Annotated in this window: 21 protein-coding genes and 1 riboswitch; of the genes, 16 read left to right on the forward strand and 5 right to left on the reverse strand. The window is 39.3% G+C overall.

Annotated features, from left to right (window positions below; translation table 11 throughout):
* Positions 1-67: 67 nt before the first annotated feature.
* The 8 genes from H5087_RS06320 to ung all read left to right on the forward strand — a co-directional run bounded on the left by H5087_RS06320 (position 68) and on the right by ung (position 7,898).
* Complete coding sequence (locus tag H5087_RS06320; protein WP_024596245.1) at positions 68-940, forward strand: LysR family transcriptional regulator; 873 nt, start codon at positions 68-70, stop codon at positions 938-940.
* Between the two features lie 166 nt (positions 941-1,106).
* A complete protein-coding gene (locus H5087_RS06325) occupies positions 1,107-2,039 on the forward strand; it encodes a porin (protein WP_182671487.1) in 933 nt (310 codons plus the stop codon).
* Positions 2,040-2,100: 61 nt separating this feature from the next.
* Positions 2,101-2,233, forward strand: a riboswitch (cobalamin riboswitch).
* 246 nt (positions 2,234-2,479) lie between these two features.
* Positions 2,480-3,292, forward strand: a complete 813-nt coding sequence (locus H5087_RS06330) for an ABC transporter ATP-binding protein (RefSeq protein ID WP_182671488.1) — start codon at positions 2,480-2,482, stop codon at positions 3,290-3,292.
* A gap of 1 nt (position 3,293) precedes the next feature.
* Positions 3,294-4,298 carry an iron ABC transporter permease gene (locus tag H5087_RS06335; RefSeq protein ID WP_182671489.1) on the forward strand — a complete coding sequence of 335 codons (1,005 nt, stop codon included), beginning with the start codon at positions 3,294-3,296 and terminating at the stop codon, positions 4,296-4,298.
* A gap of 4 nt (positions 4,299-4,302) precedes the next feature.
* Positions 4,303-5,787 carry a cobyric acid synthase gene (locus H5087_RS06340; protein ID WP_182671490.1) on the forward strand — a complete coding sequence of 495 codons (1,485 nt, stop codon included), beginning with the start codon at positions 4,303-4,305 and terminating at the stop codon, positions 5,785-5,787.
* Positions 5,780-6,379, forward strand: a complete 600-nt coding sequence (gene cobO, locus H5087_RS06345; protein WP_007376484.1) for a cob(I)yrinic acid a,c-diamide adenosyltransferase — start codon at positions 5,780-5,782, stop codon at positions 6,377-6,379. The genes H5087_RS06340 and cobO overlap by 8 nt, the downstream gene beginning before the upstream one ends.
* The gene (locus tag H5087_RS06350; protein ID WP_182671491.1) at positions 6,379-7,239 is read left to right on the forward strand and encodes a cobalamin-binding protein; all 861 of its coding nucleotides are present in this window, start codon (positions 6,379-6,381) and stop codon (positions 7,237-7,239) included. Before cobO ends, H5087_RS06350 begins: the two co-directional genes overlap by 1 nt.
* On the forward strand, positions 7,236-7,898 hold the full coding sequence (gene ung, locus H5087_RS06355) for a uracil-DNA glycosylase (protein ID WP_182671492.1): 663 nt from the start codon (positions 7,236-7,238) through the stop codon (positions 7,896-7,898). Before H5087_RS06350 ends, ung begins: the two co-directional genes overlap by 4 nt.
* 105 nt (positions 7,899-8,003) lie before the next feature.
* Here the strand turns inward: ung and H5087_RS06360 are convergent, their stop codons facing one another.
* A complete protein-coding gene (locus H5087_RS06360) occupies positions 8,004-8,192 on the reverse strand; it encodes a DUF3545 family protein (protein WP_007583746.1) in 189 nt (62 codons plus the stop codon).
* Positions 8,193-8,404: 212 nt separating this feature from the next.
* Positions 8,405-9,355: a transaldolase gene (gene tal / locus H5087_RS06365; RefSeq protein ID WP_182671493.1), complete on the reverse strand. Its 951-nt coding sequence runs from the start codon at positions 9,353-9,355 to the stop codon at positions 8,405-8,407.
* Between the two features lie 225 nt (positions 9,356-9,580).
* On the opposite strand from tal, the gene yaaA reads away from it, so the two are divergent.
* Together yaaA and H5087_RS06375 are read left to right on the forward strand one after the other, a co-directional pair.
* The gene (gene yaaA / locus H5087_RS06370) at positions 9,581-10,360 is read left to right on the forward strand and encodes a peroxide stress protein YaaA (protein WP_039488339.1); all 780 of its coding nucleotides are present in this window, start codon (positions 9,581-9,583) and stop codon (positions 10,358-10,360) included.
* A gap of 120 nt (positions 10,361-10,480) precedes the next feature.
* Positions 10,481-11,437, forward strand: coding sequence for a mechanosensitive ion channel family protein (locus H5087_RS06375; RefSeq protein ID WP_182671494.1), 957 nt, complete (start codon positions 10,481-10,483; stop codon positions 11,435-11,437).
* A gap of 575 nt (positions 11,438-12,012) precedes the next feature.
* On the opposite strand, the gene H5087_RS06380 is transcribed toward H5087_RS06375, so the two are convergent.
* Positions 12,013-12,333, reverse strand: a complete 321-nt coding sequence (locus tag H5087_RS06380; protein WP_002961403.1) for a BON domain-containing protein — start codon at positions 12,331-12,333, stop codon at positions 12,013-12,015.
* Positions 12,334-12,606: 273 nt separating this feature from the next.
* Complete coding sequence (srmB, locus tag H5087_RS06385; RefSeq protein ID WP_002961405.1) at positions 12,607-13,833, reverse strand: ATP-dependent RNA helicase SrmB; 1,227 nt, start codon at positions 13,831-13,833, stop codon at positions 12,607-12,609.
* Between the two features lie 75 nt (positions 13,834-13,908).
* On the opposite strand from srmB, the gene H5087_RS06390 reads away from it, so the two are divergent.
* From H5087_RS06390 to H5087_RS06405, 4 genes are all read left to right on the forward strand, one after another.
* Entirely contained in the window at positions 13,909-14,607 is a 699-nt protein-coding gene (locus H5087_RS06390; protein ID WP_182671495.1) for a tRNA1(Val) (adenine(37)-N6)-methyltransferase, read from the forward strand.
* Between the two features lie 60 nt (positions 14,608-14,667).
* Positions 14,668-16,377, forward strand: a complete 1,710-nt coding sequence (locus tag H5087_RS06395; protein WP_182671496.1) for a DUF4153 domain-containing protein — start codon at positions 14,668-14,670, stop codon at positions 16,375-16,377.
* 155 nt (positions 16,378-16,532) lie between these two features.
* On the forward strand, positions 16,533-16,979 hold the full coding sequence (locus H5087_RS06400; protein ID WP_182671497.1) for a DUF2147 domain-containing protein: 447 nt from the start codon (positions 16,533-16,535) through the stop codon (positions 16,977-16,979).
* Positions 16,980-17,116: 137 nt separating this feature from the next.
* Positions 17,117-17,584: a YHS domain-containing (seleno)protein gene (locus H5087_RS06405; RefSeq protein WP_182671498.1), complete on the forward strand. Its 468-nt coding sequence runs from the start codon at positions 17,117-17,119 to the stop codon at positions 17,582-17,584.
* Positions 17,585-17,929: 345 nt separating this feature from the next.
* Here the strand turns inward: H5087_RS06405 and fldB are convergent, their stop codons facing one another.
* Positions 17,930-18,451, reverse strand: coding sequence for a flavodoxin FldB (gene fldB / locus H5087_RS06410; RefSeq protein ID WP_007583764.1), 522 nt, complete (start codon positions 18,449-18,451; stop codon positions 17,930-17,932).
* 94 nt (positions 18,452-18,545) lie between these two features.
* On the opposite strand from fldB, the gene xerD reads away from it, so the two are divergent.
* Together xerD and dsbC are read left to right on the forward strand one after the other, a co-directional pair.
* The gene (gene xerD / locus H5087_RS06415; RefSeq protein ID WP_182671499.1) at positions 18,546-19,472 is read left to right on the forward strand and encodes a site-specific tyrosine recombinase XerD; all 927 of its coding nucleotides are present in this window, start codon (positions 18,546-18,548) and stop codon (positions 19,470-19,472) included.
* 63 nt (positions 19,473-19,535) lie between these two features.
* Entirely contained in the window at positions 19,536-20,264 is a 729-nt protein-coding gene (gene dsbC, locus H5087_RS06420) for a bifunctional protein-disulfide isomerase/oxidoreductase DsbC (RefSeq protein ID WP_002961417.1), read from the forward strand.
* The last annotated feature ends 76 nt before the right edge of the window (positions 20,265-20,340 follow it).

Here is a 20,340-nt window from a genome sequence, read left to right on the forward strand (position 1 = left end):
TTAGCTGGAGTATGATGCAAGTTTGGCAATTTATTAAACAAATTATTTTTATCGTGAGGATAAAAAATTGGATATCGATTTATTAAAAACATTCGTTGAGGTAGTGCGTACGCGTCACTTTGGTAAAGCGGCCGAAAACCTTTATATTACGCAGTCTGCAGTGAGCTTTAGAATTCGCCAATTAGAGCAAGGGCTTGGTGTTAATTTGTTTATTCGCCAGCGTAATAACATTCAACTTACAGCACCTGGCGAGCGCTTATTACCCCATGCACAAATGATTATTACGGGCATGCAACGCGCCAAAGTGGATGTTGCGCTTGCCGATAATATGCATAAGCAAATTAGCTTAGCAGGAACGCCTAATATTTGGGATGCTTTTTTACAGTTTGGTATAACAAATATTGTATCGGCGATGCCGGGCGTGTCATTAGTCGCAGAAGTTAAAGCACAACAAGAAAGCACTCGGCTGTTATTAGAACGCACGCTTGATTTGGCAATATTGTTTGATCCACCAAAAGTAGACGAGCTAGTGGTAGAGCGAATCTGTGAGTTGCCAATCATTCCCGTAAGCGGATACGACACTGCAACGAACGAAAACTTTTTTGATAATCAGTATGTATATGTTGATTGGGGAACTACTTTCTCACTTTGGCATGCGCGTCAGTTTACCGGTAAAACACCGCCTTATTTTAGAACCAGCACAGGACGTATTGCACTTGATTTAATACTGCAATGTGGCGGCAGTGCATTTATACCTCAAGTATTGGTAGAAGGGCATTTAGAAAAAGGTGAACTGTTTCATGTTAAAGATGTAGAAAATACCTCGCGAGACGTGTTTATAGCGTATCACAGAGACAACGAGCAAAAAGAGTTAATAGAAACCTTAGTTAATTTACTATCGCAAATGACCCCAAGCTTGTCATTAAAGAAAAGTAAGTAAGTTCGGCCGTTTATTAGGCTTTCATGTTATTTTGATTTCACATTTAATGCATTTTTATTAATAAAAAAAGACAGTAATATTTCCATTGTAATATTACTGTCATTTAGCGGTGACAAAATGCAGCAGTTTTAAAAATTAGTCTTTTGTGATTATCCAAGGAAATAACATGAAATTTGTAAAATCGAGCTTATGCTTAGCACTATTAAGTGGTTTATCTTTCAATGCACTTGCCGATGTAGACATTTACGGTAAAGCAAATGTAACAGTGCAATCATCTGATGACGGCGAAGGGTCTTTTACTGAGATAAAAAGTAATGCATCTCGTCTTGGTGTTAAAGGTTCTGAAAAAATAAATGATAGTTTAGAAGCGGTATATAAGTTTGAGTTTCAAGTTGATGTGTCTGATGCTGATTCAAAAGGCGATAACGACGACAATATTTCTGCGCGTAACCAATACGTTGGTTTAAAAGGTGCGTTTGGCCAAGTGGTTATTGGTCGTAACGATACTGCGCTTAAACAATCTCAAGGTAAGTTAGACTTGTTTAACGACCTTGAAGGCGATATTAAAAATGTATTTAAAGGTGAAAACCGTTTAGGGAATACTGTTAGTTATTCATCAAACTCATACGAGGGTTTTAAAGTACTTGCTACTTTTGTAGCTGAAGATGATATAGACGCTGATAACGGTTACTCAATGGCGGTTACTTACGGCGACGTTGCACTTAAAAAGAGCGCAGTATATGCCTCTATCGCAGCCGATAGTGAAGTAAATGGCTACGATGTAGTACGCGCGTCAATCCAAGGTAAAGTTGAAAACTTTAAGTTAGGTGCAATGTACCAAACACAAGAAAAAGTTGACGGCAGCGCAGAAGCGGATGGTTATCTATTAAATGCAGCTTACAGCATGGGTAACAACACATTTAAAGTACAATACCAAGACATGGACTTTGACGACAGCGACGATAAGTCAGCAATATCAGTTGGTCTTGATCACAAATTAAATAAAAACATTAAAGTATTTGGCTTTTACTCAAGCTTCGACATGGACAACAACGTTGACCAAGACTACGTAGGCTTAGGTATGGAATACAAGTTTTAACTATTCGCTAAATTAGTTAAAACACTCCCTTTTTAACCGCGCTCTTTTGAGTGCGGTTTTTTTTGCTTTAAATTATTTACTTAGCCGCCCATAATAGAGCTTCATTTGGAATGAGGTGCGAGTCCTCGACTGTTCCCGCAACTGTAAGCAGCTGAGCTGTAAGTCAGATACAAATGGTATAATACCAATTTTATTAAAAACATGATCTTTCTAGCGAATTAAATAACTTACTAACTTCGTTAAAAATTATTCATATAGAACAAGTATATGTCATAATTTCCGCCTTGTTATTAAGCTATTTATTTGTCGCTATAATAAATCACTAATTTAATGCAATTGGTATGAATTCTTTTAACGAGCGGGTTTACTCATTTTTTCTTGTAGTGCATTAGTATTTTTATCGCATTTTTAGTGAGTTTAACCCTATCTAGGACTGACTATTGCACACTCAAACACCATTAAATATACCATTACTAAACGTTAAAAACGTATCGTGGGGTATTGGCAATAAAACGATCCTCAAAAAAATAAACCTTAAAATAACCACAGGTAAATTTGTTGGTTTAATTGGACCTAATGGCGCAGGTAAATCGAGCTTATTGCGTTGTTTATATCGTTTTAATAAACCCAGTGATGGCGTTGTAGAGTTTAACAACACCGATATTTGGCAGCTAAAAAGCGATGAGTACGCAAAAAAAGTAGCGGTTGTTTTACAAGAAACCCCGTCGCAATTTAACTTAAGCGTATTTGACGTTATTGCGCTTGGGCTAACGCCTCATAAATCGCTATTTAGCTCAATAACTAACATTGATAAACAAAAAATCATCCAGGCTATTAACACTGTAGGGTTGGTAGAACATAGTAATCAAAGCTTTGAATCGCTCTCAGGCGGTGAAAAGCAACGTGCCTTGATAGCCCGCGCCATAGTCCAGCAACCTCAACTGTTAATAATGGACGAACCAACTAGCCATTTAGATGTTAAATACCAAATACAGGTAATGGAGCTTGCTAAATCGTTGGGTGTAACGGTGTATGCATCGTTTCACGATTTAAACTTAGCTTCTGCAATGTGCGATGAACTAGTGGTTATTAAAAATGGTGAAATTACACATACAGGCACGCCAAGTGAGGTATTAACCGAAAACATGCTAGGCGATGTTTTTGGTGTCTGCGCTCAAGTAAATAACCACCCGCAAATATCGGAGTCGGGAAATAGCATCCCTCATATCACTTACTTTTATGGTTACGAATAATATGAGCGCAGTTAATACTCGCCAATCACTTGCGCTATTTATCAGTGCTGCAGCTGCTTTATTTAGCTTATTTGCAGCACTTAGTTTTGGCGCAGCAGAGACCTCACTTCAAGATGTATTTAATAGCTTTTTACTCTCAAATGAGGCGTCTTTTAATTCGCGTATTATTTACGAGCTAAGAATGCCACGCACATTACTCGCCTTTTTAGCCGGCTCTGGCTTAGCAATTGCGGGGCTTATTTTACAAACAGTAACGCGTAACCCTTTAGCCGATCCTTACTTATTTGGTATATCGTCGGGTGCTTCATTTGGGGTGGTGTTACTTATGGCATTAGCAGGCATTAGCGCAGGTTTTATGTTATCGGCAGCAGCATTGCTGGGTAGCTTACTCGCCATGAGTTTATTAATACTTATTGCAGGTAGGCAGCAAAGTGCACAGGTAGAATCAATGTTATTAGCAGGCGTCGCTCTATCGTTTTTATTTAGTGCATTTACCAGCTTGTTGCTTTATTGGAGCGACCCTCAGGCGGTAGCCGCTATTTTATTTTGGACACTGGGCAGCTTTGCTCGTGCGCAGTGGGCTACGCTTTGGTTGCCTTTGTTGGTAATTACATTGTGTACGTTTGTAATGCTGAGCTTTAGAAGGCAACTCAATGCTATGTTACTGGGCGATGAAAGCGCAATTACATTAGGTGTTAGGGTTCAGCGCTTTAGAATACTCATGCTGGTTTTGAGCTCGTTAATTACCGCTGTGCTGGTGGCTATGTGTGGTGGTATTGGGTTTGTCGGATTAATGGTGCCGCATATTGTGCGCTTTTTTATATCCCAAGGCACCATCGCTGGCTTACTGGTAACCAGCTTAGTGGGCGGTACATTTATGGTGTGGGTTGATGTACTTTCGCGCTCTTTGCTAAAAAACCAAGAATTGCCCGTAGGTGTTATTACTGCTGCTATTGGTAGTGTGTTCTTTTTAAGTTTATTGTTTTTTAGAAAGCGAAGGGTGTAATTCCATGAAAACCTTAATGGTGCAAGGCACTACTTCCGACGCAGGTAAAAGCACTTTAGTTGCAGCCCTTTGCAGGGTATTTGCTAAGCGAGGGGTAAAGGTTGCGCCTTTTAAACCACAAAATATGGCACTTAATAGCGCAGTAACAAAAGATGGCGGCGAAATTGGTCGTGCGCAAGCTTTGCAAGCAATAGCAGCTAAAGTAGAGCCCGAAATAGACTTTAATCCTATATTACTTAAGCCTAATAGCGACACGGGCGCACAAGTGATTATTCACGGAAGAGCCATTAGTAATATGGAAGCGGGCAAATATCACGACTATAAAAAAGTGGCGATGGATGCAGTAATTACTTCACATAACCGCTTAGCTAAACGCTTTGAATTACTCCTTGTTGAAGGGGCTGGGAGCCCTGCTGAAATAAATCTGCGTGAAAACGATATTGCCAATATGGGTTACGCCGAAGAGGTAGATTGCCCAGTAATTATAATTGCTGATATTGATAAAGGTGGTGTGTTTGCACATTTGGTAGGTACGCTTGCGTTGTTAAGCGAGTCAGAACAGGCGCGCGTAAAAGGCTTTGTTATAAACCGCTTTAGAGGCGATATAGGTTTACTGCAAGGCGGGCTAGATTGGCTTGAAGAATACACAAACAAACCCGTGCTTGGCGTATTACCTTATTTGCACGACCTTGCGCTTGATGCCGAAGACGCCGTCGCAATTGATAATAATGTAACCAACGCCACAATTAATATTGCAGTGCTACTTGTTCCCCACATTAGTAACCACACCGATTTTGACGCACTGCGTTTGCACCCAAACATTAATATAAATTACGTGCGCCATACGCAAACGATCCCAGACGTTGATCTGATAATTCTTCCAGGCAGTAAAAATGTGCTAGGCGATTTAAATTTTTTGAAAAATGAAGGCTGGGAGACTCAAATTAAGCGCCACTTACGCTATGGTGGCAAAGTACTTGGCATTTGTGGCGGCATGCAAATGCTGGGCAATACAATCAACGATCCCGATGGTATTGAATCGTCATTAAAACAAGTGAATGGGCTTGCTTTGTGCGATTTTGAAACCACGCTGACAGCACAAAAAGTATTAACTAAAATAACCGCTACACTGCTTTTAAATAACCAATCAACACCCTGTAGTGGTTACGAAATACATGCAGGGATTAGCCAAGGTGCAGCGCTTAATAAGCCATTTTTAACCTTTGATGAAAACCACCCACATGGTTTTATGTTCGATGGCTTTATTAGCGATGATAACGCCATTGCGGGCACCTATTTACATGGTTTGTTTGATGAAGCCGATGCTACATCGCAAATTTTAAAGTGGGTAAAACCAAGCGCCTCAATTAGCCCAATTAGTATTGCCGCTCACCGCGAGCAGCAGTTAGAACGATTAGCAACCATGTGCGAAACGCATTTAAATATACAGCAAATTATCTCGATTTATGAAGGGCACAATAATGACTGAACAAAACAATGATAAGCACAAGCAGCGCCAACAAAAAGTAAAAGAACAAGTGGATGCGCGCGTTGCTGCAGCACAAGATGTAAAAGGTATTTTTCAGGTAATTACCGGCAATGGTAAAGGTAAATCAACCTCGGGTTTTGGCGTTGTAGCACGCTGCGTAGGGCATGGTAAAAAAGCAGCCGTTTGCCAATATATTAAAGGTACATGGGAATGTGGCGAGCGTAATTTATTACAAGGTGCAGGCGTTGAGTTTGTTGTAATGAACACCGGTTTTACCTGGGATACGCAAAATAAAGAAGCCGATACCGCAGCCGCCCAAGCAACATGGCAAGAGTCAAAACGCATGCTTGCTGATAGCAGTATTGATTTAGTATTACTCGATGAGCTTACGTATATGGTGACCTACGGCTATGTTGATTTAGATGAAGTAGTAACAGCCCTTAATAACCGCCCACCAATGCAGTCGGTTATTATCACAGGGCGTGCAGCACACCGTACTTTAACCGACCTTGCCGACACAGTAAGCGAAGTGCGTAATGTAAAACACGCATTCGACTCTGGCATAAAAGCGCTCGAAGGGTTTGATTACTAATGTTTAAAGCGTTTTTTATTGGGGTGCTGCTTTTAAGTGTATCGGGCAGTGCACTTGCAGAGCAGGTTAATGATTCTAAAAAACTGCGAATAATCGCGCTTGCACCACATATAGTCGAAAACCTATTTGCCATAGGGGCGGGCGATAATATTGTGGGCACGGTTGATTACGCCGACTACCCAAGTGAAGCCCAAAGTATTGAGCGCATAGGGGGTTATTACGGCATCTCGCTTGAAAAAGTATTGGCGCTTAAACCCGACTTAGTAATTGCGTGGAAAAGCGGAAATCAAAGCGAAGATTTAGCCCAAATAGAGCGCCTGGGCATAAAAGTATATTTAAGTAACCCGACCACAATCGCTGGTGTAGCCGACGAGTTACTTACTTTTGGTGAATTTACAGGGAACATTAAGCAAAGCCAGCAAGCGGCAAGCGCATTTAAACATAAGCTAAATGGTATTGTTAAAAGCCAGCAAGATAAAAAAAATATTACCGGGTTTTATCAGTTATGGGCTGAGCCCATGATGACAGTAAGTAAAAATACATGGATAAGCCAACTGATTGAAACATGCCATGTAAGTAATGTATTTGCACAGAGCGTTACAGATTACCCACAAATTAGTATCGAAAATGTCATTGTTACTAAGCCACAAGTTATTATTATCCCTGATGAAAAATCAAAAACACCACAGCCGGTTGTTAATTGGCAAAAGTGGCCAGAAGTGCCCGCCGTTAAAAATGATCAATTTATTAGCGTAAATGCCGATTTATTACATCGTTTTACTCCGCGCATGCTAGATGGACTCGCGGACATGTGTGATAAAATAGATGCATCACGTAAACAGATTAAGAGTACACAATGAGCGATTGGGCTACATTTTTAGAAAGTGAATTACAGCAACCTTACATGCAGGAAACGTTAGAGTATGTGGCTAATCGCCGCAATGAAGGTGTTGCTGTTTATCCGCCTGAACCTCAAGTATTTAGTGCTTTTGATGCCACAGCACTAAATGACATCCGCGTTGTAATTTTAGGACAAGACCCATACCACGGCGAAGGGCAAGCGCATGGCTTGTGTTTTTCGGTATTGCCTGATGTAAAAAAGCTGCCGCCGTCGCTTAAAAATATGTACAAAGAGTTAGCTGTCGACATCAGCGGGTTTATTATTCCTGAGCATGGGTACCTGCAAAGCTGGGCAGATCAGGGCGTGTTTTTACTCAATACAGTATTGACCGTTGAGCAAGGGCAAGCGCATTCTCATAAGTATTTAGGATGGGAGCAATTTACCGATAATGTAATAGCGCATATTAATAAACACTGCGAAGGTGTGGTATTTATTTTATGGGGTGCACATGCACAAAAAAAAGGTAAAGGCATAGATAGCGCTCGCCATCATGTTTTAAAAGGGCCGCACCCATCGCCGCTTTCGGCGCATAGAGGCTTTTTTGGCTGTCAGCATTTTTCAAAAACGAATGAGCTATTACAAGCCCAAGATGAAAAACCGATTAACTGGCAGGTGTAAATAACCTGGGCTCTGAATAATAAATTTATCTCATGCAGCTATTTTCAGCGCATTAAAAAAGGCTTCCATATCGGAAGCCTTTTTGTTTAGTTGGGGCGTATTGAATTAAAAATCGAGCTCTTCAATTGCAATACTGTCTGTAAAGTAGTCTAGTTCTTGTAGTTCTTTACGTAGGCGCTGTTTGTCTTTTATTGCTTCTATTTCACGCCATTTTCTTTTTTTATTTTTCTGAGAGGTTTTCCTTGTTGTATCTGGTCCTTCTAATATCTCTAATATATCGTTTAGGCTATCCATGAACTTCTCCTATTGATTTTATTGACCTCAAGAATACCTATACCACAGGCCTAGTTAAAATAGAATAAAAAAGTGACAGTTATGTTACATAAGTGTGATTAATTGATGAAGGTTTATACGAAGGTTATATGAAGGTTAAATAGAGAAGTAGCCTATTTTAGGCATAAAAAAACGCCGCTATTGCGACGTTTTTAAAACACGATTATAGCAAATTACATTGCTTTAAAGCGCGCCTCTAGTTGTTCTTGTGCATCAGCAAAAGAGCGAATACCTTCAGCTAGTTTTTCAGTAGCCATAGCATCTTGGTTATGTAACCAACGGAACTGCGCTTCTGTAAGTGGCTCTGGTTTTGGCTCTTTAAGAATATCTGTTTCTAGCAAGTATTCCTGTGCGCCTTCAAGGTTACCTAAATCTTCTAAAAGATTAGGGCTAATAGTTAGCTTGTCACAACCAGTAAGAGCAATAATTTCGCCTGTATTACGGAAACTTGCACCCATCACAACTGTTTTGTAATCATGGCGTTTGTAAAATTCAAAAATGCTGCGTACAGACTGAACACCTGGATCTTGTAGCGGATCGGTTGGTTTTTCCATACCGTTAGCAACATGCCAATCTAAAATACGACCAACAAATGGCGAAATTAGAAATACGTTTGCATCGGCACACGCGCGAGCTTGGGCATCGCTAAATAATAAAGTAAGGTTACATTTAGTCCCTTCTTTTTCTAGCTGCTCAGCGGCTTTAATACCTTCCCATGTAGACGCTACTTTGATTAAAATTTTATCTTTGCTTACACCTTCTTTTTCGTAAAGGCTAAGTAGAGTATGTGCTTTATCAATAGTCGCTTGCGTATTAAACGAAAGGCGTGCATCTACCTCAGTAGAAATATAACCAGGTACAATCTCACTAATTTCTTTACCAAGTAACACGGCAAAGTAATCACATGCCAGTTCAAGTTGTTTAGCTGGCTCTTGCTCGGTTTCTTTTGCATAGCTCCAAGCTTTATCTAGGTAAGGCTTATATGCTTCAATCTCGCTCGCTTTTAATAAAAGCGACGGGTTTGTAGTTGCATCTTCTGGTTGATGCTTTTTAATAGCTTCAATATCACCAGTGTCGGCTACGATAGATGAATGTTGTTTTAGCCTTTGTAGAGCTGAAGTCATTTGCTTTCCTCATTCCAAGCAAGTTAAAAGAAAAATCTAATCACTCTTAATATATACAATCCATACTGCAACAGTGTGACAATGCTTGATAGGTCTTATGTCCTTATCAATAGAAAAACGGCAATGCATGGGTTATTAAGAGAGGATTTATTTAAACAAAACGTGCTTTTCGTTTCATTTAATGTTGAAATTGACACTAAATAAATTACAAGTCAATAGCTAACTATGATCACTGTTATTTCACCTGCAAAAAATCTTGATTACGAAACGCCACCCGCAACAGACAAGTTCACTCAGCCTGAATTACTAGAGCACAGCGAAGAGCTCATGAAAGTATGCCGTGAACTAACACCAGCGCAAATTGGCAGTTTAATGAAAATTAGCGATAAGCTATCTGGGCTTAACGCTGCACGCTTTAGCGAGTGGGCGCAGCCGTTTACACAAAGTAATGCTAAACAAGCAGTGCTTGCCTTTAATGGCGATGTATACGGCGGTTTAGATGCAAGCACGCTTAAAGCTAGCGAGCTTGATTACGCACAAAACCATTTACGTATCCTTTCTGGCTTATACGGCTTATTAAAACCACTTGATTTAATGCAAGCTTACCGTCTTGAAATGGGCACCAAGCTTGAAAACTCGCGTGGCAAAAACTTATACGAGTTTTGGGGCAGCGTAATAGCGAACAAACTAAACGAAGTATTAAAAGCACAAGACGCGCAATACTTAGTTAACCTTGCTTCAAACGAATACTTTAAAGCGGTAGATAAAAAAGCATTAAATGCACAAATTATAACCCCACACTTTAAAGACTGTAAAAACGGTCAATACAAGGTAATTAGCTTTTACGCTAAAAAAGCACGCGGCATGATGGCGCGCTACATTATCGAAAATAAAGTAACGCAATTAAGTCAGCTTAAAGAGTTTACTGTGGCGGGTTATTACTTTAGCCCTGAGGCAACAGTTAAAGAGCTTGAGCCGGTATTTATGCGTGACGAACAAAATTAGCTCATAAGCTTAAATAAACAATTTAAAAGCCATGCATTGCATGGCTTTTTTGATACTGGCGTTATATTTGCAACTATATCTAATATTAATGAGATTATTAATTAAATAGGTGCAAACAAAATGATCAGTATTCCGTCAATTGGCGAAGCCGAAAAACTAATAGAGGAAAAGCTCGGAGGGTGGTTTGATGTTGTTATCAGCCATATCCCTAATTTTATAGTGGCAATTGTAATTGCCATAGTATTTTCAATATTGGCGCGCTTTGCTGGCAAGCTGATGAAAAACGTGTTGCGCCGCTCTCTCGATTCAACGCAAATTGCCGATTTAATGGCGTCAATATTTAAAGTTATTGTGTTGTGCATAGGTTTATTTATAGCGCTCGATTTTGTTGGCTTAAAAGGCACTGTTACTTCGTTACTTGCTGGTGCGGGTATTGTGGGTTTAGCCATTGGTTTTGCGTTTCAAGACATGACCGAAAACCTAATTGCAGGTATAGCAATGGGTGTACGTAAGCCATTTAAAACAGGTGACGTAATAGAAACCGATGATGTGTTTGGTTCAATACATTCTATAAACCTACGTAACACACTAATAGAGAGCTTTTACGGGCAATTAATACTGGTGCCAAACAAAGTCTTATTTAGAAATATACTCAAAAATTACACCACTTTAGGTGTTAGGCGCATAGAAGTGCCAGTGGGCATTTCGTACGGTGACGACATAGAAAAAGCAAAAGACGTTATAGTCGATAAAATTAACGAATTTGACTTTGTAATACGCAAAGACGAAACCGCCGTATACGCCGAAGGTTTTGGCGACAGCAGTATTAACTTACTGGTGTGGTTTTGGATTAAATACCCAGGCGAGCCTGACTTTATGACGGTACGCCACAAAGGTGTTGTTGCCGTTAAGCAAGCATTAGACGAAGCTGATATTAGTATTCCTTTCCCAATTCGTACGCTCGACTTTGGCATTAAAGGGGGTGAAAAACTTGATGCCATGATAAGCGATAAAATAAGCCAGCAGTCATCCACTAAAGACAGTAGCGACGGTGCTGACTCTAGCCAAAGTGAGTAATTTAGTTAAAACTCATTAGGCAAAAGCATTGGGAAATAGTTACTTACCAACAGCGCATTTTTACAGAGTAAAAATGCGCTTTTTTTATAAACGGATTATTAGCTAAAAGTTTAAATACCTAGTTTTGTGTTTATTGAATATCAATTCTGATTAGTTGCGTTTGGCCATGGGAGTATTAACAAGTAAAAGTAGTGTTTACCCAACGATTTTTTTACTGCCTTGCCGCACACTCTGAAACAACGCTCTCATCTATTTCAATAACTAAATAAATCATCCTTTTTAAGCCAGTTAGGTCGGCTAAAGAATGTGTGTAAGCTTTTTCAGTATCAATTGGGTTAACTTAAGGGTTAAAAGAGCAAAGACAAACACGCTAGCATCAATTCTAAATCTATCTTCTAAAGTATAAGTGTGAGCTATCGCTTTAGGGTGAGGAATAATCGTATTGCTTAGGCTTTATTTTATCTTTTTCACAGCTGTAAAACTTGCCTTAAAAAGAATATAAAAAAGCGCAGCTTGTGTTGGAGTAACAAGCCGCGCTTATGAATTAGTTATACAAATAGGTTTTTTGGTGCGTATTAAATAACGCTAATTTTGTTACGAATGATTTTAACCCCATCTATATTTTCTAGAAATTTTTGAGCCAGTGCGCGCTGAAAACCAGTTTGTGCTTCACCGTATAAATCTACTTCACCATTTTTTACCTGCACACGAATATCACTTAACGCCAGGTTAGGGTTAGTTCGTAGGGTGTTGGTGATAGTTTGTTGTAGGTTAGGTTGAGTGGCTACACTGCTTACTACGGCCATGTTGGTTGCTGCACTTACCTTTGTAGCGCAAGCTAATAAAAATAAACAACAAAATGATACTAAAGCGATAGTTAACTTGAAGCGGTTCATAACTTAATCCTTACATTACGGTGAATAGTGCAGCCACAAAATGGAAATTCCATCGGCTAGATTATCTTTGTAGTTACAATTTCGGTGCCAATATTAACGCTATGAAATATAAGGTAATTTTATTAAGTGGGAATTAAGGTGGGCAAAAATTACATTTAAATGAGTATGAGTTACATGCTTGGGTTACATATGTAACAGGTACAAACACCAGAGCCTGTAAGGCTTGCATTAAAAAAGCCGACAAAAGTCGGCTTAGAATAAAAATATGTTAGGTTACTTTTTCTTTTTAACCTTGGCCTTTTTCTTGGCTTTCATTTTTACTGGATCTTTACGCTTTTTAGCCGGCGGCTTAGCTTCTTTATGCTGTGGCTCAACACCTTTAATTACACGGCGTTTTAGTTTTTGTTCAACGTAGCGCTCTACTTTATACAAAATACCAATGTCGTGTGCTTCAACTAATGATATTGCAATCCCTTTTTTACCAGCACGGCCAGTACGACCAATACGGTGTACGTATACGTCGGCAGTGCGCGGCATATCAAAGTTAATAACGTGGCTAATGTCAGATACGTCAATACCACGTGCAGCTACGTCGGTAGCAATTAAGATACGTGTTTTGCCACTGTGGAAGTTTTCCATGGCTTTCATACGTTTGTCTTGTGGCATTTCGCCGCGTAACCAAGCTGCTTTAACGCCATTATTGGTTAGCTCGCCAATCAGTGTTTCTAAACGCTCACGGGTTTTAACAAACACAATTGCTTTAGTCACGTCTGGACCATTTAAGGTATTTACTAAAAGCTCTAGTTTGTGATGATAGTCATCGGCTAAATGTACCCACTGGTGAATTTTAGCTTTTTCTTTACGTGACGATTCAGCTTCAAGCAGTGCAGGGTCGTTTAATGTTTTTTCAGCAAACCTTTCTACGCTGTCACCTTCGAGTGTTGCTGAGAATAAAAAACATTGGCGACGATTTTTAGCTTCGTCACAAATACGGCTCATTTCTTTTTTGAAACCCATGTCTAACATGCGATCTGCTTCATCGATAATAAGCATTTCTACGTGTTCAGCATGAAAGTTTTCGGTTTCTAGGTATTCCATTAATCGACCTGGTGTGGCGATTAAAATATCGTTATTTTTTTCGAAAATTTCTTTATGCGTGCCGTAGTTAATACCGCCTGTTACTACACCAATTTTTAGGTGTGTGCGTTTAGCTAGTAGTTCACATTGTTCATGAATTTGATAAGCCAACTCACGAGTCGGGGTCATAACGAGGACGCGCGCAAAACCAGGATCACGACGTGGGAAATCCAGTAAGTACTGAATAGCCGGAATTAAAAATGCCGCTGTTTTACCTGTACCAGTAGGCGCAGATGCTAAAATATCACGCCCCTGTAGTGCTTCAGGAATAGCTTGTTGTTGAATGCTGGTTGGCGTCTCGTAGCCCATTTTATTAATGGCATCGAGTAGCTTGTTATCAAGATCAAATTCAGAAAATTGCATAGAGTGTCTAAAATAAGGGACAATTACCCTGATTATACGCGCTATGCTGCGCTTGGTGAATGAAAAGGTGAAAAAATGTCTGGTTTTGTATTTAAACAATTTAAAGTTGAACACGACGACTGTGCAATGAAAGTTTCTACCGATGGCATTTTGCTTGGCGCATGGGCTAATTTAAGCGGTGCAAAGTCATTACTTGATATAGGCACAGGGACCGGCTTACTAGCATTAATGTGTAAGCAGCGCAGTAATGAGCTTGATATAACTGCGGTAGAAATTGACGAAAGCGCCTATACCCAAGCATTACAAAATGTAGCTAATAGCCCGTGGCCAACTATAAGTATTACGCACCAAACTATTCAACGCTTTAGTAGTGAAGTTAAATTTGACGTGGTTATCTCTAATCCACCGTATTTTAATCACAGTTTAAAAGGCGATAATGTTGCGCGTAATACCGCACGCCATACCGACGGCCTAAGTTTTAAAGAGTTAATAAATGCCTTTAAACATTTAAGCCATAGTGGTTCCCGCTTTAGCTTAATACTCCCAAGCGTTGAAGGCGCATTATTTATTGAGCTTGCTACTCAAAATGGGCTTTATTTAAATACTCATTGCCAAGTAAAAGCCACGCCCAACAAAGATATTAGCCGCAGTTTAATGACATTTAGCTACGTAAAAAGCGACATAGAATCATCAATTCTGTGTATTAGAAACTTAGATAATACCTACACTGCTGATTATATAGCCCTATGCAAAGCATTTTATTTGAAAATGTGAAGCAATTGTAAAATAGGAACGAATAACGCAAACTGACTAAAACCATTGTTGAGAACAGATATGGATAGTCAGTTACCAAAATCTTTTATAATTATACTTGCCGTATTACAGGCTATTGCTCTTACCCTTTTGTATAGCAGTATAGAAAATAATGTGTGGCCAGCAACAAGCCCTACATGGTTAGTCTCACTTATTACATTTTCTATGAGCTTTCCTTTATTAATGCTAATGACCGTTAATAAAAATAATATAAAAACGTCGTTGCTTTTAATCCTTCCTTTTTCCTTGTTGTTATCTTTATTGGGGGCGTATGTTGGCTTTCAGCAAGAGCCTCAAGAGTACGTAAGTAATAACACTTTAATGTCAGTTTTTATTTTTACTAGTTTAATAGCTGGCTTTAAAGGCCTTATGTACATACAACAATTTGGTAGCTCAGAAAATGTTAGTTACAGTCGTTTATTTAAGCTCTCTTGGCGTAATTTTATAATATTTGGAGAATGCTGGCTGTTTGTACTTATTTTTTGGGGAATTCTAAATTTAGGTGCGGCTTTATTTGATATTTTAGATATAGAATTTTTCTCTGAGCTACTAAGAAATGAATGGTTTTGGATCCCAACCTTAACCCTCGCATTTGCCTTTGCGAGTGTCATATTTAGAAAGCTTTTGAACATTGAAGATAATATCGCTTTTTTACTACAAACTTTAATTAAGTTTTTATTGCCTGTTTTATCAGTTATTTCTCTCGGTTTTTTAGCAACACTTCCTTTTACCGGACTCAATAAATTATGGGAGACCGGAAGTGGCAGTTTATTAGTAATGTGGCTGCAGGTGCTCACGTTGTTTTTTGTTAACACTATTTATAAAGATGACTCATCAGTTCGCCCTTATCACATGCTCTTGCACCGACTCGTTTTTATAAGCGTTGCGTTACTTCCAGTTTATAGTGTTATTTCTGCCTATGGAATTTACTTACGGGTAGAGCAGCATGGGCTAACAGTAGATCGTTGTTGGGGCATTTTAATTTGGTTTTTATTGGCGTGTTTTTCGTTTAGTTATCTTGTTGGAATTATAACAAAGCGAGACAATTGGCTAGAGCCGCTTAGCAAAATAAATATTGTGATGGGGTGGGTGGTGCTCGTTAGTATGCTTGCTGTTAACTCCCCTTTATTAAATTTTCAAAGCTTATCTACAAACAGCCAAATAGCGCGTTTAGATGCAAATAAAGTAACAATAGAAAAGTTTGACTATTACTATTTTGAGCACAGCTTAGGTCGCCAAGGTTATTTAGCTATGCAGTTATTAAAACAGAAAATTGAAACGAGTCACCCAGAGCAATACGCTATCATCGATAGGATGTATGTAAATAATGAGTTTGCTTTAACGCTTGAACACACAGTCGATGATTTTATTGAGCGCAGTGTATTTTGGCCATCACAAGCGCTAATACCTCAAGGTTTAATAGAGGCAGTATTTTCTGAACAACATTTTTACGATCGTAACTCTTTAAAAGAACATACTTACTATTTCATTGGCATGGATTTAAACAAAGATGATGCACTCGATTTTATAGTGATTGACGAAAGTAATGAAAATATATCCGCATATTTCTGGTTATTCGACATGGGTAAGTGGCGCTCAAAGTATATGAATGTCGAAAATCCTGAAGAGATTAGATACCTTAAAAGCATGATTGATAATAACGAATTATCTTTAGTTGAGCCTGAATATTCAAATCTAAAAATAGGGGATGTTGTTTTTAAAGTAAGGTAATACGTTGCTTTGTTTTTTATGCTACAGATCCTTAAACCTAAACTAATGATTATTAGTTTAGGTTTGTTGTTATTTTAGGTGGGGCGCTTTGGTAGTGTGTTTATAAATCACCTGTTATGATTAAGTCATTAGTCACTTGATTTAAAGACAACACAATGAAAAAGTTAAATAAAATAGCATTACTTAGCACGTTAGCAGCCACCATTTTGGCAAGCCAAAGTGCACTGGCAGCCATGACCCCAGTAGGCCTTTGGAAAACCATTGATGAGGATACAAACCAAGCTAAGTCGTATGTACGTATTACCCAAACCAATGGTGTATTAAGCGGCAAAGTTGAAACTATTCTAGACCCTGCAAAACAAAACGATATATGTACCGAGTGCGATGATGAATTAAAAGACCAACCTATTCTTGGCATGACTATTATTAAAGACGTAAAAGCACAGGATGATGGCATCTGGGGAGACGGCGAAATACTCGACCCAACAAATGGCAAAACTTATACCTTACAATTAACCCCGCAAGATGAAGGTAAAAAGCTCGAAGTGCGCGGTTACATTGGCTTTTTTTACCGAAACCAATATTGGCTAAGAGTAGAGTAAGTTTTACTACTTACTTAATTACTAAACGTTAAATAATTAAGCATTAACTGAAATCATTTTTGCACTTTGCCTTTCTTACTCACTAAGCCTGCCATATTTAATTGGCATAAAATTTTGAGTAAATAAAAGGGTAAAATATGATTAAGTACATAGTTGCTTTAATAATGCTTAGCACACTGTTAATAAGCGGTGCGGCAAACGCAAAGGATGATGCTGTAAACACGGGTTGGTTTAATAACACGGCTATTAAAGGGTACGACAGTGTTGCTTATTTTACCCAAAATAAAGCCGTTAAAGGCAGCGACAAATATACGTTTAGTTATTTAGGTGCCGACTGGCACTTTTCGAGTGAAGAAAACAAAACGGCATTTGCAGAAAACCCAAAGCGTTATGCTCCGCAATACGGTGGCTGGTGCGCTTATGCAATGGCTGATGAGGGTAATGCTGTAGGGATTGACCCAGAAGCATTTTATATTCACGAAGGTAAGCTTTACTTAAATTACAGCCAAAGCGTACAACAAAAATGGTTAAGTAATTTATTACCGTACATTGTGATGGCTGATGGATATTACCCACAAACGACCAATGTTATGACGTTTCAATAAATTACTCATATTATTAGGGTCTGTTGAACTTTGCGGATTAAAATTTGTTCAAACTAGGGGGCTATTTAATCGCGGCGCGAGATTTGTAACCTAGTGGGCTAAGTAAAAACCGAGCAACAAAGAGTAAGTAGCCCCTAGGAAGAACCCTTTGGGCAGCGCCTGTTTGGCATTAATTCTACGTTATCGCCCATTTATGGGGAATAACCACACTGCATAGGCTCTGCCTTGCCTAAATACCAAACAGACTGCTGCAAATTTAACCTTAAAAGATCAACAGACCCTAGTTAAAAAGCCCGCAACTAAACTAGTTGCGGGCTTTTTGCTTTTTATTTATTAGCTTATTAATTAAAGCGTTTCGCCGTATTCAGTCATTACCTGTTCAACCCATGTTGCAATGCGGTCGTCGCTTAGCTCGTATTGACTGTCTTCGTCGAGCGCAAGTCCTACAAACTGTTTACCATCAGGCGTTAATGCTTTTGAAGCTTCAAACTCGTAACTACTGTCGTTTGGCCAAAAACCAAGTTGAGTAAATGTTTGCGTATTTATTTCGTCGTGTAGCATGCCTAGCGCATCTTGAAACCACTGCCCGTAACCTTGTTGATCGCCCATGCCAAATAAAGCAATGGTTTTACCGTTTAGGTTTACGTCGGCTATGTCGTCCCACTTTGACTCCCAGTCTTCTTGTATTTCACCAAAATCCCATGTTGAAATACCAAAGATGATAAAGTCGTACTGCTCTGCATTTTTTAGTGGCTCGTCTTTAATATTGTGCAGGGTAACTATATCGGCACCAATAATGTCGCGAATCTTTTCTGCTGCCATTTCGGTGTAGCACGTAGTAGAACCAAAAAATAAACCAATTTGCATCGTATTTATCACTGTGTAATTGCCTGATATGATAGGCTCAAGTTTACCGTAAGGTATTTTTAATTGATACCTTAGCAAAGCATGAGAGCATAATGTGACAACGCTATCTGACGATTCTATTGAAAATAACAGCAGTATGAGCAGTAATAGCGACTACCTAGAAACCTTTTTAGATAGCCTGTACTTAGAACAAGGCGTAAGCGAAAATACATTAAGCGCTTATCGCAGTGATTTAGATAAGTTTTGCCTATTTTTAAAGGGCGAAAATTTAATGACGGTAACGGGGCTAGACATAGAAAGCTACTTAGCCCATCGAGTTGATTTAGGTTTAAAACCACGCAGTACAGCACGTAGCATTAGTGCGCTAAAGCGTTTTTATCAGTACTTTGTGCGCGAAAAAATAATTAGTGATTCGCCCATGCTAAACATTGCTCAACCAAAAGCCGGACAGTCGTTACCTAAAACACTCTCAGAAGCTGAAGTTGAGGCATTGTTAAATGCGCCCAACACAGAAGAAGCGATGGGGCTGCGCGACAAAGCCATGCTAGAGCTACTTTATGCAACGGGGTTGCGTGTAAGTGAGCTTGTTGGGCTTCGTATGGAGCAAATTAATTTGCGCCAAGCGGTTGTGTTTGTAAAAGGCAAGGGTAACAAAGAGCGCTTAGTGCCATTGGGTGAAGAAGCCATGTATTGGCTGGAGCAATTTTTAAAGGGTGGGCGTGCACAAATGATAAAACACGCCACTGATTTTGTGTTCCCATCTAAGCGTGGAGTAGGCATGACGCGACAAACCTTTTGGCATAGAATTAAACACTATGCTATTTTGGCATCAGTTGAGTCTCCATTATCGCCCCATACCATGCGCCATGCTTTTGCTACGCACTTATTAAATCATGGGGCAGATTTACGTGTGGTACAAATGATGTTGGGCCATAGCGATTTATCAACGACGCAGATTTATACCCATGTTGCCAATGAACGGTTAAAGTCGGTACACGCAGAGCACCATCCGCGAGCGTAAGTTTGAAAGTAAATATTATTAAGCCGGTCAATATATTAAGTATTTTTAGGATAGAGAGAAGTTATGAAAAAATTAATGTTAGCAGGTGCCATGTTGTGCACAAGTATTAGTGCATTTGCAAATGGCGTTGCTGTAACACCAGATGCTAATGATCCTATTATTACTAAATTTGCCGAGCTTGGTGTAACTGTAAAGCAAATTAACCCAAGCCCAGTAGCGGGTTTAAAAGAGTTGATCACTAATAAGGGCGTGCTTTACGCAAGTCCAGATGGTCAATTTTTAATGCAAGGTACGTTAATCGATTTAAATAATCGTAACAACTTAACAGAGCAAGCATTAAACGGCGTGCGTGTTGAGGGCATTAAAGAATACGAAGACTCGATGATTGTGTACAAAGCACCAAACGAAAAACACAGTATTACTGTATTTACCGACATTAGCTGTGGTTACTGTCGTAAATTACATCGCGAGTTAGACGATTTACTTGATGCGGGTATTACCGTTAAGTACCTTGCGTTTCCACGTGGTGGCTTACAAGGTTCAGGCTACGCCGATTTAATGAACGTATGGTGTGCACGCGATCAGCAAGAAGCACTAACAGAAGCTAAGTCAGGCACAAGCACTAAAGTAGTTGCAGGTTGTAGCGCACCGGTTGCAGAGCATTACCAGCTTGGTCAAAGCTTTGGTATTAGCGGCACACCTGCCATTATTTTAGAAGATGGTACTATGATCCCAGGTTACCAGCCAGCAGCAGCACTAAAAGCAGCATTAGATGCTAACAAAGCGTCGTAATACGTTTTATAGCTAATAAAAAGGCCTTAATGGCCTTTTTTTGTCTTTTTAATACGACCCAATAAGTTAAAACTCT

The sequence above is a fragment of the Pseudoalteromonas sp. SR43-7 genome (assembly GCF_014163785.1).
Lineage (GTDB): Bacteria > Pseudomonadota > Gammaproteobacteria > Enterobacterales > Alteromonadaceae > Pseudoalteromonas > Pseudoalteromonas distincta.